17 protein-coding genes are annotated in these 16,149 nt (G+C 70.6%); 5 read left to right on the plus strand and 12 right to left on the minus strand.

Features of this window, described 5'->3' with window-relative positions:
• Positions 1 to 10: 10 nt before the first annotated feature.
• The 3 genes from DMH03_RS36440 to DMH03_RS36450 are packed head-to-tail and all read right to left on the minus strand — an operon-like array spanning position 11 to position 4,549.
• Entirely contained in the window at positions 11 to 1,099 is a 1,089-nt protein-coding gene (locus DMH03_RS36440) for a glycosyltransferase family 1 protein (protein WP_125796545.1), read from the minus strand.
• Complete coding sequence (locus DMH03_RS36445; protein ID WP_125796546.1) at positions 1,092 to 3,605, minus strand: glycosyltransferase; 2,514 nt, start codon at positions 3,603 to 3,605, stop codon at positions 1,092 to 1,094. Before DMH03_RS36445 ends, DMH03_RS36440 begins: the two co-directional genes overlap by 8 nt.
• A gap of 32 nt (positions 3,606 to 3,637) precedes the next feature.
• Positions 3,638 to 4,549 (minus strand): glycosyltransferase family 2 protein, encoded by a 912-nt coding sequence (locus tag DMH03_RS36450; RefSeq protein ID WP_125796547.1) that lies wholly within the window; start codon positions 4,547 to 4,549, stop codon positions 3,638 to 3,640.
• Between the two features lie 19 nt (positions 4,550 to 4,568).
• Here DMH03_RS36450 and DMH03_RS36455 point away from each other — a divergent pair, with 19 nt between their 5' ends.
• The 4 genes from DMH03_RS36455 to DMH03_RS36470 all read left to right on the plus strand — a co-directional run bounded on the left by DMH03_RS36455 (position 4,569) and on the right by DMH03_RS36470 (position 8,975).
• On the plus strand, positions 4,569 to 5,657 hold the full coding sequence (locus tag DMH03_RS36455; RefSeq protein ID WP_125796747.1) for a glycosyltransferase family 1 protein: 1,089 nt from the start codon (positions 4,569 to 4,571) through the stop codon (positions 5,655 to 5,657).
• Positions 5,658 to 5,694: 37 nt separating this feature from the next.
• Complete coding sequence (locus DMH03_RS36460) at positions 5,695 to 6,840, plus strand: glycosyltransferase family 1 protein (RefSeq protein ID WP_125796748.1); 1,146 nt, start codon at positions 5,695 to 5,697, stop codon at positions 6,838 to 6,840.
• A gap of 172 nt (positions 6,841 to 7,012) precedes the next feature.
• Positions 7,013 to 7,876 (plus strand): glycosyltransferase family 2 protein, encoded by an 864-nt coding sequence (locus DMH03_RS36465; RefSeq protein ID WP_199749161.1) that lies wholly within the window; start codon positions 7,013 to 7,015, stop codon positions 7,874 to 7,876.
• A gap of 58 nt (positions 7,877 to 7,934) precedes the next feature.
• Positions 7,935 to 8,975, plus strand: a complete 1,041-nt coding sequence (locus DMH03_RS36470; RefSeq protein ID WP_125796548.1) for a serine hydrolase — start codon at positions 7,935 to 7,937, stop codon at positions 8,973 to 8,975.
• 82 nt (positions 8,976 to 9,057) lie between these two features.
• On the opposite strand, the gene DMH03_RS36475 is transcribed toward DMH03_RS36470, so the two are convergent.
• Together DMH03_RS36475 and DMH03_RS36480 are read right to left on the minus strand one after the other, a co-directional pair.
• A complete protein-coding gene (locus DMH03_RS36475; RefSeq protein ID WP_125796549.1) occupies positions 9,058 to 9,486 on the minus strand; it encodes a hypothetical protein in 429 nt (142 codons plus the stop codon).
• Positions 9,487 to 9,686: 200 nt separating this feature from the next.
• Positions 9,687 to 10,139 (minus strand): adenylyltransferase/cytidyltransferase family protein, encoded by a 453-nt coding sequence (locus DMH03_RS36480; RefSeq protein WP_125780810.1) that lies wholly within the window; start codon positions 10,137 to 10,139, stop codon positions 9,687 to 9,689.
• Positions 10,140 to 10,213: 74 nt separating this feature from the next.
• Between DMH03_RS36480 and DMH03_RS36485 the strand changes: the two genes are divergently transcribed.
• Complete coding sequence (locus DMH03_RS36485) at positions 10,214 to 11,110, plus strand: DNA-3-methyladenine glycosylase (protein ID WP_125796550.1); 897 nt, start codon at positions 10,214 to 10,216, stop codon at positions 11,108 to 11,110.
• Positions 11,111 to 11,123: 13 nt separating this feature from the next.
• Here DMH03_RS36485 and DMH03_RS36490 read toward each other — a convergent pair whose 3' ends face one another.
• From DMH03_RS36490 to DMH03_RS36520, 7 genes are read right to left on the minus strand one after another with little or no spacing between them, the layout of a single operon-like run.
• Positions 11,124 to 11,315 carry a hypothetical protein gene (locus DMH03_RS36490; RefSeq protein ID WP_158633152.1) on the minus strand — a complete coding sequence of 64 codons (192 nt, stop codon included), beginning with the start codon at positions 11,313 to 11,315 and terminating at the stop codon, positions 11,124 to 11,126.
• Positions 11,316 to 11,364: 49 nt separating this feature from the next.
• Positions 11,365 to 11,715 (minus strand): GntR family transcriptional regulator, encoded by a 351-nt coding sequence (locus DMH03_RS36495; protein ID WP_125796552.1) that lies wholly within the window; start codon positions 11,713 to 11,715, stop codon positions 11,365 to 11,367.
• Between the two features lie 22 nt (positions 11,716 to 11,737).
• Positions 11,738 to 12,466 (minus strand): hypothetical protein, encoded by a 729-nt coding sequence (locus tag DMH03_RS36500; RefSeq protein WP_125796553.1) that lies wholly within the window; start codon positions 12,464 to 12,466, stop codon positions 11,738 to 11,740.
• A 27-nt stretch (positions 12,467 to 12,493) separates the two neighbouring features.
• Positions 12,494 to 13,039, minus strand: a complete 546-nt coding sequence (locus DMH03_RS36505; protein WP_125796554.1) for an NUDIX hydrolase — start codon at positions 13,037 to 13,039, stop codon at positions 12,494 to 12,496.
• Positions 13,036 to 14,373 carry a coenzyme F420-0:L-glutamate ligase gene (locus tag DMH03_RS36510; protein ID WP_199749163.1) on the minus strand — a complete coding sequence of 446 codons (1,338 nt, stop codon included), beginning with the start codon at positions 14,371 to 14,373 and terminating at the stop codon, positions 13,036 to 13,038. Before DMH03_RS36510 ends, DMH03_RS36505 begins: the two co-directional genes overlap by 4 nt.
• Complete coding sequence (cofD, locus tag DMH03_RS36515; RefSeq protein WP_125796556.1) at positions 14,366 to 15,373, minus strand: 2-phospho-L-lactate transferase; 1,008 nt, start codon at positions 15,371 to 15,373, stop codon at positions 14,366 to 14,368. Before cofD ends, DMH03_RS36510 begins: the two co-directional genes overlap by 8 nt.
• Positions 15,370 to 16,104 carry an N-acetyltransferase gene (locus DMH03_RS36520; protein ID WP_125796749.1) on the minus strand — a complete coding sequence of 245 codons (735 nt, stop codon included), beginning with the start codon at positions 16,102 to 16,104 and terminating at the stop codon, positions 15,370 to 15,372. The genes cofD and DMH03_RS36520 overlap by 4 nt, the downstream gene beginning before the upstream one ends.
• Positions 16,105 to 16,149: the final 45 nt, after the last annotated feature.

Here is a 16,149-nt window from a genome sequence, read left to right on the forward strand (position 1 = left end):
GCTGTTGTGGTCAGTGTTTCGTGCTGGCCTGGCGGTAGGCGGCGACGGTGAGTTCGGCGCAGGCGCGCCAGGTGAAGTTGGCGACGTGGGCGCGGCGCGCGGCCGAAGTGGCGACGGCGTGCGGGTCGCTGACGGCGATCCGCAGCGCCTCCACGAGCCCGTCGACGTCCTCGTAGGGGACCAGGCTCGCGCAGTTCCCCGCGACCTCGCGCAGCGCCGGGATGTCCGTGCACACCACGGGCACGTCCGACGCCATCGCTTCCAGCACCGGGAGCCCGAAGCCCTCGTCGCGCGACGGCAGCACCAGCGCACTCGCCCCGGCGACGACCCGCCGGAGGTTCACGTCGGACAGGTAGCCCACGTGGCGCGAACGTGAGCCCACCGCGAACGAGCCGGGGCCGACGAATACCAGTTCCGGCAGATCCGGCGCCGCCTCGTGCGCCTGCCGGAGCCAGTGCAGGCCCTTGCGGGGCCCGGGCGCGCCGGCGAAGAGCAAATACTTGTCCGGAAGGCCGAGTTCCTTGCGTCGTTCCTTGTCCGGCGGGCGCGCGGTGAACCAGGCCGGGTTCACGCCGAGCGGGGTGACGATGATCTTGCCGCGGTCCACGTCGAGCCGTTCGGCGACCTGGTCGGCGACGGCGTTGGTGGGCGTGCAGATCGCGCCGCCGAGGCCGGCGCCGCGCCGGACCAGGCGTGGCAGTTCGTGATCGCTCGGCGCGAGTTCTTCGGGAGCGTTCAAAAAGGCCAGATCGTGGATGGTCACCACACCCGCCGCGCGGAACCGGCCGGGCAGCACGAAGTTGGTGCCGTGCACGACATCCGTCGGTCCGGCGAACAGTTCCACCGGCGGCAGCTGCGAACGCAGCCACGCCTTCCGCAGCAACCGCGCCGCCACCGGCATGCCCCGGGCCCGGACGCCGTGCGGGAGCACATGCCGAAGCCGCCGCCAGCCGCGCAACGTGAACGCGACCGCACGAGTGTCCACTTCGGACATCGACGCGAGCTCTTCGGACAGCGCGACCGTGTACCGGCCGATACCCGTCCTGGCACCGAGAAGCGGGGTCCCGTCGAGCAGGACGCGCAAGGGGCGGTCAGCCACGGCCGAGCCTCTGCTTCGCGACCTTGACCACGCGGCCGCCGACGCGCCGCACGAGTTCCTTCGGGCCGCCGTCGGCGAGGTACTCGCGGATCAGGTCGACGTCGCGGCGCAGCATTTCCTTGCCCCGCACCGGTGCGGTGACCACTAGGTCTTCCGAACCGGGCAGCCGGTCCGCGGCGGGCCGCGGGTTCCGGCAGAACTCCACCAACGGCTTCAACGCTTCCGGCCAGGCGTAACGCTGGGCGACCGCGGCCATCCGCTCGACGCAGCCCGCGGCGAATTCTTCGTCGTACAGCGCCTTTTCCAGCGCGTCGGCCAGCGCGTCCACGTCCTCGGCGGGGACGACGACGCCGAGCCGTTCCTTCCGGACCAGGTCCGCGAACGAGTCACCGTCGGTGGTGACGATCGGCAGCCCGGCCCACAGGTAGTCCAGCACCCGGGTGCGGAAGGCGAACGTCGTCTCGACGTGCTCGTAATGCGTGGTGACGCCGCAGTTCGCGTCGAGCAGCCAGTTCTGGCGCTCCTCGTACGGCACCCACTGCTGGTTGAAGAACACGTGCTTGCCGGTGAGCCCGAGCGTGTCGGAAAGCAGCATCGTGCGCGCGCCGATGTCCATCTCGGTGACTTCGGGGTTGGGATGCTTCATCCCGAGGAACACCAGGCGGACGTCGCCGCGGCGCTGCCGCAGCTGCTCGATCGCGCGGACCAGCGTGAGCGGGTCGAACCAGCTGTAAACCCCGCCCGCCCACAGTACGACGTGGTCGGTCTCGCCGATTCCGTCCAAAGTGGACCGGAGGCCGGGGCCGGTGCGGACCGGCGCGTTGGGGGACAGGCCGAACGGGACGATGGAGAGCAGCGACTGGGTGGTCGGGTCCGCGTCGTACAGCCGCGGCGAGAGCCTGCCCATCGCCGCGAGGTGACCCAGCCAGAAGTGCCGCTGGCGCTCCGAGGCGCACAGGAAGAAGTCCCCGCGTTCCAGCTGCGCGTCGAGGACCTTGGTGACCCCGATGAGGTCGAGCGCGCGTTTGTCGTCGGGAACGCCCTTGCCCTGTTCGAGCAGTTCCAGGTGCATCGGGTCGTACAGATCCGCGACCACGATCTTGTGCGCGTACTGCTTCTTGAGCGAGGGCGCGAGTTCCAGCACGTGACCCTGCAGGACGATGATGTCCGCCCAGGCGATCGGGGCCTCGAGCTCGCGCCGGGTCGCCGCGCTGACCCGGAACGGCGCGGGCGGCGGATCGGCGAGCGGATTGACCGTCACCAGGTGGACGTCGTGTTCGGCGGCCAGGGTCGCGGAGATGTTCCACGCGCGGATCGCCGGGCCCGCCATCCGTTCGGTGATCGCGTCGCCGGTGATCACCGCGATCTTCCGGCGCTGCCCGAAGAGCGCGTCGATGCCGAACGTCTCGACCAGGATGTCGTGCGCGGCGAGATAGCGCGGCAGCGGATACGCGGGCTCCAACGCCTTGCGCAGCAAGGGAAGCAGATCGGCGTCGGTGCGGACGCGGGCGGCCTGTTCGACGGCGCGCGACTCGGCCAGCGACGGCAGCAGCTCGACGAACTGGTCGATCGCCAGCACGCCGGCCAATGTCGTCCTCGGCACTTCGACCGGACCGGTTTCGGCCGGGCCGACGCCTTGGGCGAGATCGAGCTGGGTGGCGTCGAGGTCTCCGCGAGCGGTCGCGCGGCGTACGGCCAGCGCCAGCGCCGCGGGCAGCGCGCGCGAGAGTGTCTCGTCGGAAAGGTTCTTGTACAACGCGGCCAAGGCGTTGCGTTCCAGCAGGAACGTCTCGCGCCCGGAGTCCGGAGCGTCCACTGTGGACATCGTGGCGTGATGCTTGTGGTAGGTCAGCGAATCCGGCACGTAGCGCACGCGCCAGCCGCGCAGGTTCAGCCGCCAGCCGAGGTCGACGTCCTCGTAGAACATGAAGAACCGCTCGTCGAACCCGCCGAGTTCGGCGAACACCCCGGCACGGACGAACATCGCCGAACCGGTCGCGAACAGGACGTCCTTGGCGATCTCGTGTTCGGCGGCGGGGACGTCGGCCAGCGGGCTGCCCGCGTGGCGTTTGTAGCCCATGCCGAACCAGGTCAGGCCCGCGTCGACGAAGTCGGTGCCGGTGCCGTCCCAGTCGAGGACCTTGCTGGCCACCGCGGCGACCGTCGGCTGCGCGCGCAGTTCGGCGACGGCCGCGCCCACCCAGCCGGGAGCCGGGCGGGCGTCGTTGTTGAGGAAGGCGAGCACGGTACCTGTCGCGTGCTTCGCGCCCAGGTTGCAGCCGCCCGCGAAGCCGGAGTTCACCGGGGACTCGACGAGCTTGACGCCCGGGGCGGCGGCCTTGATCTCGGCGACGTCGGAGCCGCCGGAGGCGTTGTCGACGCAGATGACTTCGAGGTTCGGGTAATCGTGTTCGGCGAGTGCGCGCAGGCAGGTGACGGTGTCGGCGGCTCCCCGGTAGTTCACCACGATGACCGAGACGACCGGTTGCGTTTCCCCCTGCGCCAAAGCCGTACTCCCTGCTCTCGATTGGGGCAAGCTTAATTGCCCGCCCACGCGTCCCAGACCGCGCCTCGGCCGAGTGTCGCGCGCCGGCCGATGGCCCGCCGCTCGAGCAGTGTGCGCGGCAGGCGGGCGGCGACGGCACCCAGCACCCGGCACCGCAGGCTCGGACGAAAGTTCGGTGCTTTCGGTTTCGCTCGGAAGGGGAGCACCGCGGTCAGGGCGGCGAACTTCAGCAGCTGGCGGAGCGCGACCTCACGCGGAGCACACCGCAGGAGGGTCAGCAGGCGGTTGCGTTCATTCCACAGGTGGAACTGGACCGAACCCGGCCGGGTGCTCGCGCCATGCCGATGGGTGACCTCGGCTTCGGCGCCGACGACGTCCCAGCCCGCCAGCCGGAGCCGCCACGCGGTGTCGGTGTCCTCGTAGTAGCAGAAGTAGGACGCCGGGACGCCGCCGACGGAACGGAGCGCCTCGACGTTCAGCACGGCCGCGCCGCCGCAGAAACCGAAGACCTCTTCGGCGCGTTCCGGCAGGTCGGCGCCGTGGCCGTCGGCGGTCAGGCGGACGCCCGTGGACTGGACGGTGCCGTCGGCCAGCGTCAGCCGGGCGCTCACGGCGGCGGCGAGCGGAGCCTTGGCGAGGGTGTCTTCGCAGGTCGCGAGCCAGTCCGGGGCCGGCGCGGCGTCGTCGTTCAGCCACGCCATCAGCGGGGTGTCCACTTTGTCCAGTGCGGCGGCGATGGCGCCCGCGTAGCCGGTGTTGCGCCGCAGCCGGAGCACCTCGGGCTTCGACGGATGGGCGGCGAGCAGGGCGGCCGTCCCGTCGTCGGAGGCGTTGTCGATGACCAGGGTGCGATGCGGGCGGGACTGCGCGGCGAGGGCGTCGAGGCAGGCGATGATGTGCGCCGCGCCGCGCCAGGTGACCACGACGACGGTGGTGCTGGGCATGCCAGAGAGAATAGAGACCATGCCCGAACTGGTCGTGCTCGCCGAGCAGCTGCTGGCGCCGGTCCCCGGCGGGACAGGCCGCTACACCGGCGAAGTGCTGCGGGCGCTCGCCGAGACCGCGCCGCCGGGCTGGACGGTGTCGAGCGTGGTCGCACGGCATGCCGACATCGAGGCCGCGGTCGTCGAGGGTGTCGAAGGACCACGTGTGCTGCCGATCCCGCCCCGGGCGCTGATCGCCGCTTGGCAGCTGGGCCTGCCGTGGTGGCCGGGTGGTGACGCGGTGCACGCGCCGACGCCGCTCGCGCCCGCCCGCGTGCCGAAGGGGCGGACGCTGTCGGTCGCGGTGCACGACACCGTGCCGTGGACGCATCCCGAGACCTTGACCCCGCGTGGCGTCGCGTGGCACAAGGCGATGATCGCGCGGGCCGCGGCGCGGGCGACCGCGCTGACCGTGCCCACGCGAGCGATTGCGGACGAGCTCACCGGGCTGGTGCCGGTTTCGGCTCCGCTGCACGTGATCCCGCACGGGGTGCGGCCGCCCGCCGCGTTCACCGAGGTCGCGCTGCCCGAGCGCTACGTGGTCGCGATCGGGACGATCGAGCCGCGCAAGGGCATCGACGTGCTGATCGACGCCGCAGGCCGGATCGGGGTGCCGCTGGTGCTGGCCGGTCAGCCGGGCTGGGGCGGGGTCGATCCGGCCGCGCTGGCGCGCGAGCACGGCGCGGACGTCCGGCTGCTGGGGAAGGTGAGCGACGCGGAACTGGCGTTCGCGTTGCGGGGCGCGTCGGTGCTGGCGATGCCGAGCCGGGCGGAGGGTTTCGGGCTGCCGCTGATCGAGGCGATGGCGGCCGGGGTGCCGGTGGTGTATTCGGACGTTCCCGCCCTGGTCGAAGTGGCCGGGGGAGCGGGCGTCACCGTCCCCGTCGGCGAGGCGCAAGCGCTTGCGGATGCCCTTCGCGACGTACTCGACCATCCGGAGCGTGCGGCAGCGCTGCGTGACAGTGGTCTCAGCCGTTCGAGTGAGTTCACCTGGCAGCGTGCCGCTTCGGCCGTTTGGGGCCTCCACCAGCACGATCAGTTTCCCGGTTCCCCACCGCGGAGCCGGTGAGCAGCCGTACCCTCCTAGGGTGACCGATGACCCTCGCGTGCTGATCGACGCGACCGCCGTTCCCGCGGACCGGGGTGGCGTCGGACGTTACGTGGATTCGCTGGTCGCGGCGCTGGACGAGGACGGCGCTCGGATCACCGTCGTCTGCCAGCCGCGGGACGCGGTGCTGTACGACCGGCTGGCGCCCGGCGCGCGGATCGTGCCGACCTCGCCGTCGACTTCGACCAGGACGGCCCGGCTGACCTGGGAGCAGGCGACCCTGCCCCGGCTGGTCCGGCGGCTCGCCGCCGACGTCGTCCACTCGCCGCACTACACGATGCCGCTGGCCAGTCCGGCCGCTTCGGTAGTGACGCTGCACGACGCGACCTTCTTCACCGACGCCGTCCTGCACTCTTCGGTGAAGGCGCGCTTCTTCCGCGCCTGGACCGCGACGGCGCTTCGCCGCGCGACGCTGTGCGTCGTGCCGAGCATCGCGACGGCGGCCGAACTCGAGCGCGTCGGCCAGGTGCGGACAGTGCGCACCTCGGAACTGGAGATCATCCACCACGGCGTCGAACCGGATCGGTTCCATCCGCCCTCACCCGCCGAGATCGAGGCCGCGCGGCAGGCCGTCGGACTGGGGAAGACGCCGTACGTCGCCTTCCTCGGCGCGCTCGAACCGCGCAAGAACGTGCCCGCGCTGATCCGCGGCTTCGCGCACGCCGTGATCGGCAGGCCGAACCCGCCGGCGCTGGTGCTCGCTGGACAACCGGGCTGGGATTCGCAGGTCGAACGCGCCCTCGACGCCGTACCGCATCGGCTGCGCGTGATCCGGGCCGGATACCTGCCGTTCGACACGCTCGCCGGCTTCCTCGGCGGCTCCGATCTGGTCGCGTACCCGAGCCTCGGCGAGGGATTCGGGCTACCGGTGCTGGAGGCGATGGCGTGCGGCGCGGCCGTACTCACGACCCGGCGGCTTTCGCTGCCGGAGGTCGGCGGGGACGCGGTCGCCTACTGCGGGGTCGGCGCCGGAGACGTCGCCGCGGCCATCTCGGAGCTGCTCGACGCTCCCGCGAGGCGGGCCGAGCTGGCCGAAGCCGCGCTTCGGCGGGCGAAGGAGTTCTCGTGGGCGACGACCGCGGAGCGACACCGGGAGGCCTACGCGAAGGCTTGGCACCGGCATGCGCAGCGGCGGGCGAGCTGAGCCTTGCGGATGCTCCCAATGTGGCGTTGGGGGCGCTGAGTGTCCCCAACGCCACATTGGGAGCATCCGCCGGATTCGGAGCTTCGGAGCAGCGGGGGAGCAAGGGACCTTTGCTATCGCCTCGGGGTGGGTGCGGCGCGGTCGCGTTCGGTGACGGGTGGACAATGGCCCCGTGACTGAGCACCCCAGCTACGGCGACGGGATCGCCGTCGTGACCGTGACGTACTTCCCCGGCGAAACCCTCGAGAAGTTCCTCGACACGCTCGAGAAGGCGACGGATCGGGACGTCCAGGTCGTCGTCGCCGACAACGCCTCCACGGACGGCGCCCCGGAGAAGGCCGCCCGCCGGGAGAACGTCAAGCTGCTCAGCATCGGCGAGAACGTCGGCTACGGCACGGCCGCCAACCGGGGGGTCGCGGAACTCGACGACAGCTACGGTTGGGTCGTCGTGGTGAACCCGGACCTCGAATGGGAACCCGGTTCGCTCGACGCGCTGCTTGAGGTGGCCGAGCGCTGGCCGCGCGGTGGCGCGTTCGGGCCGCTCATCCACGACCTCGACGGCACGGTCTACCCGTCGGCCCGGCTGCTGCCGTCGTTCGGCCGCGGGATCGGGCACGCGGCGTTCGGCAAGATCTGGCCGGGTAACCCGTGGACGCGGCAGTACCGGCAGGAGACCGGCACCCCGGTCGAGCGCACGGCGGGCTGGCTTTCCGGGTCCTGCCAGCTGTTGCGCCGCGAGGCCTTCGACTCGGTCGACGGATTCGACACGCGCTACTTCATGTACTTCGAGGACGTCGACCTCGGCGACCGGCTGACCCGCGCTGGCTGGCTGAACGTGTACGCCCCTTCGTCGAGCGTCATGCACATCGGCGGGCATTCGACTTCGCAGGCTTCGGAGAAGATGCTGCGTGTGCACCACGAAAGCGCGTACCGCTACCTCGCGGACCGTCACCGCGGTCTCCTGTGGAAGCCGGTCATGCTCGCGGTGAAAGCCGGTCTCGCGCTGCGGCTCAAGCTCGAAACGCGCCGGAAGTAGCCGTTCCGGCCACCGGAACTCGCGCGACTCCGCTCCCCGCCGTCGTTACCGTCGGTGCATGGACTTCGCCGAACTGGACACCTGGCTGACGGAACGCGCCGGGGAGGATCGCTTCTCCGGGGTCGTGCTGATCCGGCGCGGCGACGAGACGCTGTTCGAACGCGGATACGGCCTGGCCAGCCGCCGCTGGTCGGTGCCGAACACGCCGGACATCCGCTACGACACCGCGTCGATCACCAAGGTCGTCACCGCGATCGCCGCGGTGCGCCTCGCCGACGAGGGACGGCTGGACCTCGATCGCCCGATCGGCGAGATCATCGACCTCGGCGGCACGGCGATCGCGCCCGGTGCGACGACGCGGCACCTGCTCACGCACACGTCCGGGATCGCCGACGACGCCGACGAGGAAGCGGGCGAGAGTTACGAGGCGCTGTGGGTCGACAAACCGGTGTACTCGGTGGTGGACACACGCGACCATTTGCCCAATTTCGCCTACAGGGCACCGAATTTCGCGCCGGGCGAGGGCTGCCGGTACTGCAATTCGGGGTACGTTCTCGCCGGGCTGGTGATCGAGGAGTGCACCGGAAGGCCGTATCGCGACCACGTCCGGGAGACCGTGCTCGACCGCGCGGGGATGACCGATTCGGGCTTCTTCGACCGACGCGATCCGGCGCCTAGGGTCGCCGAAGGCTGGGACCCGATCCTCGACGGCGAGCAGATCACCGGCTGGAAGCAGAACATCTTCAGCTACCCGCCGATCGGGTCACCCGATGGGGGTGCGTACTGCACCGTCGGCGACCTCGTCCGGTTTCTGCGCGCGATCCGCGAAGAACGACTCCTGTCACCGGAGCGCACGAAGGAGTTCCTCACGCCGCAGGTGCTTCACAGCAAAGGCGTCTGGTACGGCTTCGGCCTCGAATTCGTCCTGGAGCCGGACGGCTCGGTGCGGCACTACTACAAGGACGGCGGGAACATCGGCGTCTGCTCGCTCATGCGGCACTATCCGGCCGAGGGGCTGGACGTCGCCATGCTGTCCAACGCCACGTACGGCGGGGGCGCGGCGATCAAGGAGATCGATCGGGTGATCCGGGCCTCCTGAGGCGGGTGCCCGCGCGTGCAATGAAAGGCCCCTTCATTGCAAAATTTGCTATGAAGGGGCCTTTCATTGCACGTGAGAGAGGTCAGATGCCATCCAGACGGCGCGAGAGGTTCGACCGTCCCGAAGGGTTCTGCTTCACCGTCGGCACCAGGCCGCCGACCTCGTTCTCGACGGTCTCCGGCTGCTCGATCAGCGGGCTCTGCACCGGCGCCGCCGGCGGCCGCCGGGTGAGCGGGGTGGTCGCCTGCGGCAGCGGCCTGGTCGGCTGCGTGCCGGGGCGGCGAGGATAAGGCTGCGGCTGAGTCGAACCTTCGCCCCGCGCCGGCGGCAGGTCCAGCCGCGTCGTCGGCTCGGGTCCCGCGAGCGGGTGGTCGTTCTCCGCGATCAGCGAAGCAGGTAGCTGAGTGGTCGTGTCCGGGTCCGATGATCGGTCGATCTCGGCGACCACCGATCGGGGGATCTGCTGGGTGTTCGCGGAGTCCATCGGAGACGTCGCGTTGTCCGGTGTCACGACGAAGGCTCCACGCGCGCTTGCGCGTGCGAGCAAGGCGTCCGCCCGAGCACGGGGGTCCATTCCCCTAGGCCTCCCGACTGACCTGGGGCCCTCTGGGTTCAGGGCCGACTGTGTGATGTCTAGGGTAGGCCCTAGGAGCGGCCGCCGTCAGCAGACCCGCGAACGTCGTCCGACAAAAGTTGGCGGGCCGCCAGGACTCAGGCTTCCATGTCCGAAAGGATCCGGGTGCTGGAGTCCGCCTTGTCCGTGCCGCCGATGCCGTAGAGCAACGCGATGTTGTTGCGGGCCCCGGCCTCGATCTCGTCCGCGGGCAGCTCGTCGACGCTGCGCCTGTCGCCGCCGTTGCAGAACTCGAGCTCCGTGTCGGGGTACGCCGCGCGGATCAGGTCGAACGACTCGTTGATGCCCGGCCCCTGCTCGACGGCGATGTACACGTCGTCGACGATGCGCAGCGCGCGGACGATCCGGGCCCGGATGTCCTCGGTCTGGATCACCCTGCCCTTCTTGAGGACCTGCTGGTGATCGTTGTTGACGATGACGATCAGGTAGCCGGACCGTGCCTGCGCGTCCTCGAACAGGTCGAGATGGCCCTGGTGGAGCGGGTTGAAGTACCCGCTGACGATCGAGGCCTTCGCCGGTCGCTCGGTCATCGTCGGTGTCCTCCATAGGCTTACGGTTTCAGGTGGCCCGCTAACCCTAGCCGAGTGCCGGGTAGTTTCATCGTGTGCTGTTCCGCCCCGGCTTCGAACTGGACCTGGACACGGTCCTCGGTCCGCTGAGCCGTGGGTCACGGTCGCCCAACGTCGTCCGCACCGAGGCCGGGGTCACCTGGCTGGCGGCCAACACCGCGGACGGCGCGGGCACGCTCGCGCTGCTGCGGCGCGCCGACGGCGAGATCGAGGCCGAGGCCTGGGGGCCCGGCGCGGACAGGCTGCTCGACGGCGTCCCGGCGATGCTGGGCGCGCATGACGACGACTCCGAGTTCATCGCGCATCACGACGTCGTCGCGTCGGCGCGGCGCCGGAACCCGGGACTGCGGCTCGGCTCGACCGGCCGGGTGTGGGACGCGCTGGTGCTCGCCGTGCTGGAGCAGAAGGTGACCAGTACGGAGGCGCTGCGGTCGTGGGGTGAGCTGTGCCGCTGGTTCGGCGAGCAGGCGCCGGGGCCGGTGCCGTCGCGGCTGCGTGTGCCGCCGACACCCGTCGCCATCCGATCCATTGTGGACTGGAAATGGCATCGCGCCGGGGTGGACCTGAAACGGCGGACGACGCTGATCGCCGCGGCCCGTGTCGCGACCCGGCTGGAGAAGGCCGTCGAGCTGAAAGGTGTCGAGGGCCGCGCCTGGCTGCGGAAGGTGCCCGGAATCGGCGTGTGGACCGCGGCGGAGATCGCGCAACGCGCCTGGGGCGATCCGGACGCGGTGAGCTTCGGCGACTACAACATCCCGTCGATGGTCGGGCACGCGCTCGTCGGCACGAAACTCGACGACGTCGGGATGTCCGAGGTGCTGGCGCCGTATTCGCCGCAGCGCCAGCGTGCCGTGCGCTACCTGTCGACGGCCGGATTCCGGCGCCCGAGGTTCGGGCCGAAGATCGAGCTCCGCGACTACCGCGCGATGTGATCGCGCCTGCCGGTCAGTTGCCCCAGCCTTGCGGCGGGTAGGGCTGCTGCTGGCTCGGGTACTGCGGCGGCTGCTGCGGGTACTGGTGCGGCGGGTACACCGGGGGCTTCGGCTTGGTGAGTGCCTTCACCAGGAAAAAGATGCCGACGCCGACACCGGCGAGGACCAGAAAGATGATCAACAGCATCAACACGGAGACTCCCATGCGGTGAGGTTAGCCGGTCCACTCCGTGTGACCGGTCGCGCGGAGTGGATCAACCGAGCGCCGCGTCGACGATCGCCTTGGCCTCGTCGCGGCCGAGACCCAGCTTCCTGGTCAGCGCGGCGTAGTCGGCGGCCGCCTGCCTCGCGCGTTCGCGCGTTTCGTCGCCGATGGCGCTGACGAACGTCCCCGCCCGGCCGCGAGTCTCGATCAGGCCCGCTTCTTCCAGTTCGCGGTAGGCCTTGGCGACCGTGTTCGGGGCGATGCCGAGGTCTTCGGCGAGTTTCCGCACGGTCGGGAGTTTCGCCCCGACGGGCAGGGTGCCCTCGTTGATCCGCTCCGCGTAGGCGGTGCGGACCTGCTCGAACGGCGGGACCGAGGAGTTCGGGTCGACCCTGACCATGCGGTTCTCTCCCTGCTGGGGGCTACTGACGGGGCGGGACGACCTGGGTGGCGTCACCGGCGCCACCGGGCACGACCTGCGTCCGGTCACCGCCGCCCGCCGGGGAGACGACCTGCGTCCGGTCGGCGCCCGCGGGTGACACGACCTGCGTCCGGTCGCCGCCGCCTGCGGGCGACACGACCTGGGTGCGGTCGGCGCCGGCGTCCGCCTGCTGTTGGGGGGACACGACCTGCGTGCGGTCCGCGCTGCCGTCGATCGGCGGCCCGGCCTGCGGGGGAGGCGGCGGGAAACCGGGCTGAGCCATGCCGGGCGCGCCGAACGGATTGTGCGCCGGGGCGCCGGGAGGTGGTGCGAAACCCGCGGGGGCGCCGTGCTGCGGCGCGAAGCCTGCGGGCGGCGCGAAACCCGCGGGAGCGGGGGCGGGCGGCGGCGGGAAGCCGGGCGCCTGGCCGTAACCGGGCTGAGGCGGCGGGAAGCCGGGCTGCTGCTGCCAGTTGCCCTGCGGGGCGGGTCCACCGGGCGGCGGGGGCGGCGGGAAGCCCGGAGCCGGGCCGCCACCACCGAAGTTCGGGTTCTGCGGGAACGTCATCGGCGGCTTCTTCGCCTGGTTGACCTTCACGATGATCACCACGACCACGATGATGATGACGATGATCGCCAGGATCAGCAGAAACCAGCCGAAGCCGTCACCGTCTCCGCTGCTGTGGACCCGGACCCGGTCGAGATATGGCGTCAGCGCCGTCAGCATCATTCCCCCTTTAGGACGTCAGCCGACACCCTAACGGCCGGCCGCCACGGGCACGGCGGCTTCCATCAGTTCGGCGAGATCTTCCGACCCTTTCGGCAGGGAATCCACCGGCCACCAACGAAGATCGTCCGATTCGTCGCTTTGGACCGGTTGTGCTCCCCGGGGCGCGCGCACCACGAAACGCACGTCGAAATGCCGCGTCGGCACGCCGAGCGAGCAGGTGATCGGATGGACGTCGAGATGCACCGGGGCCGGCTCGATCACCAGGTCGTCGATGCCGGATTCCTCGCGTGCCTCACGAAGAGCGGCGTCCGCGAGCGTCGCGTCGCCGGGTTCGCAATGCCCGCCGAGCTGCAGCCAGCGCCCGACTCGCGGATGCAGGGTGAGCAGCACGTTTTCCGCGTCGGCGTCGAGAAGGACGGCCGACGCGGTGATGTGCCCGGCCGCGCATTCGCGGCGGCAGACGTCCTCGCGGGCGGCGAGGAAGCCGAGATAGGCCTGGCGCAAGGATTCCTGGGCGGCGTCCGCCGGTCGCCAACCGGACAAAGTGGACACAACGTCGTAGTGCAGGGTCACAGTTCGAGAAGTCCTTCACCGGGTTCGATGGGACCGCGCGCGGGCGGGAGGGCGGCGGGATGACCGATCGCGACCGCGCCGAGCGGTTCCCAGCGCTCGTCCAAGCCGAGCACGTCGCGCACGACGTCCGCCGCGAAGATGGTCGAACCGATCCAGCACGAGCCGAGGTCTTCGGCGGCGAGCGCGACCAGCAGGCCCTGCACGGCCGCGCCACCGGCGACGGTGAACATCGTGTGCTCACAAGCGTTTCGCCGGTCGTCGCGGTAGGTGTGCGCGCCTTCGGCGACGAGGAACGGGATCACGACCTCGGGCGCGTTGTAGAGGATGTCGCCGCGGCTGAGGCGCTTCACGACCTGCTCGGCGGTGAAGTCGTCGCCTTCGAGATCGGCCTGCCAAGACGCCTTCATCGCGTCGAGAAGCTTGCGGCGCAAGCCTTCCTCGCGCAGCCAGACGAACCGGACCGGTTTCGTGTGATGCGGCGCGGGCGCCGTCAGCGCCGTCCCGACCGCGCGGCGCAGCACCTCCGGATCGACCGGTTCGTCGGTGAACGACCGGATCGAACGCCGCGCGAGCACGGCTTCCCGGCGGCCCTGCGCGATGGATTCGTTGGTACCGAGGCGGAACAGGTCCTCCTCGACCGGCCGCAGCAGTTCGCGGGCGGTCGAACCGTCGTCGGTCAGCCGAAGTCCGCGGACGACGGCGACCGGTGTCCCGCCGAGCTTGCCCTTGACCAGATCCGCCGCGGCGGCGAGTTCGTCGGCGATCGCCACCTCGGTGACCGCGAGTTCGTTGCCCTGGCTGTCGACCTCGCCCGCGTACGAGTGCAGCACCCGCAGGCCCGACGCGCCGATCGCGGCGTCGATCTGCCCGACCCGCCACGCCCGCCCCATGGTGTCGGTGACCACGACGGCGACCTCGACGCCCAGCCGTTCACGCAGCCCGTTCCGCAGCGCGAGCGCGGAAGCGTCCGGATCGGACGGCAGCAGCGCGACCTCACCGGAGGCCACGTTCGACGCGTCCACCCCGGAGGCGGCCTGCACGATGCCGAGCTTGTTCTCGGTGATCACCGTCCGGTTGATCCGCGCGATCACGCGGACCGACTCCTCCTCGACCAGCTTGCGCCGGGCGGCGTCGCGCTCCTCCGGGTCGGCGGGGACGCGGATCAGCATGCCCTCGGCCTTGGAGACGATCTTGCTCGTCACGACCAGGACGTCGCCCGACCGCAGCCAGGGAGCCGCCTCGACGATCGCGCCGGTCAGGTCGTCGCCGGGGCGGAACTCCGGCAACCCTTCGACCGGCAGGATCTCGATCTTCGCGGAAGCGTGGTCAGTCAACGGAAACTCCTGCCAGATCGAAAGCCGCACGCACCATGGCCGCCGTGGCGTCCACATCGGACATCAGCAGGGGCACGTCGCGGACGGCGACTCCCGGCACCTCGACGGTTTCGCCCTCGGAGACCAGCCAGCCGTCGAGCACGCCGTCCGGGGATTCCTTGCGGGAACCGTAATGCCGTCCGACGGCCTCGGCCGACGTCTCCACGCCGATCGCGCTCAGGCACGCGTCGGCCATACCGCGCAACGCCTTCCCGCCGATGATCGGCGAGACACCGACGACCTTGGCGCGTGTCTTCCGCAGCGCGTCGCGGATTCCCGGCACACCGAGCGTCGTGCCGACCGAGACCACCGGATTGGACGGCGCGAACAGCACGATGTCGGCACCCGCGATCGCGTCGAGCACACCCGGCGCCGGCTTGGCCTCCTCGGCGCCGACGGCGATGATCGAATGCGCCTTCGGCTCGGCGCGGTACCGCACCCACCACTCCTGGAAGTGGATCGCCTTGCGCTGGTCCGCATCTGTGTCCGAATCGGGGTCGTCGATCACGACATGCGTTTCGACGCGGTCGTCCGACATCGGCAGCAGGCGCACGCCCGGCTGCCAGCGGTCGCACAGCGCCTCGGTGACCTGCGAGAGCGGATAGCCCGCGCGCAGCATCCGCGAACGGATCAAATGCGTCGCGATGTCCTTGTCGCCCAAGCCGAACCAGGTCGGCTCGGCGCCATAGGCGGCGAGCTCCTCCTTGACCGTCCAGGTCTCCCCGGAATGGCCCCAGCCGCGCTCTTCGTCGATCCCCCCGCCGAGCGTGTACATGCAGGTGTCCAGGTCCGGGCAGATGCGCAGACCGTGCATCCACACGTCGTCCCCGGTGTTCACCAGCGCGGTCACCTCATGCGGCGATTCCGGCCCGGAACCGATCGCGGGCAGACCGAGTGCTTGTTTGACCCCCAGCAGGAAGCGGGCCCCGCCCACTCCGCCGACCAAAATGACGACCTTCACGACGGGCGATCCTCGCACGCCCCCGGAGCCGGGGCCCAGTAGCGGTACCTGTGGTGCTCCGTACAGCCCAGGCTTTCGTACAGTTTCAGCGCGCCGGAATTCGCCACCGCGACCTGCAGCACGACGCCGGTGGCGCCCTGAGCGGCCGCCCAGCCGCCCGCCGCGTTCATCATCCCGCGTGCCAGCCCCCGTCGCCGGAACTCGGGCCGTACCTCCAAACGGGCGATGTGCAGCCACTCGTCGACGACGGCCCCGCGGACCGCCCCGGCCGTGACGCCGTCGACCTCCACCACCCCGAAGCCGACCTTGCCGGTGCCGAGGACATGCCGTGGTGCCTCCGCCGGATCCGCGCCGCCCGCGGTCATTTCCCACCATCCGGACGTCGGTTCGTCGAGAACCACCGCTCCCGCCGAGGTCCCGCGCGAGAGCGGCCCGGTCAGCACGCGAACCTCGTGTGCGGGCCGGTGTTCCACATAGTGGACCCAGCCGCAGGCGGCGATGGCGTCTTCGAGCGACGTGTCCTGGATCACCTGAACGACCGGCGGGATGGCATGATCGTGGGCGAAGTCACAGACCGCCCGCAGGGCGTCTGGCAGCGGTTTTCCCGGATCGCCGATGGCCAGGGCACTGTTGGCCCTGGCGGTGAACCCGTCCGCCCAGCGCAGCCTCCAGTCCCCGATCCGGCTCTCCAGCAGGGGAGTCCAAGCCCGGCTACAGGTGAGCTCGAGCATTTCCGCACTGTTCACGGTTAGATTGTGCCAAGGAAGGCAGTGGAG

The sequence above is a fragment of the Amycolatopsis sp. WAC 01376 genome, assembly GCF_003947415.1.
Taxonomy (GTDB): Bacteria; Actinomycetota; Actinomycetes; order Mycobacteriales; family Pseudonocardiaceae; genus Amycolatopsis.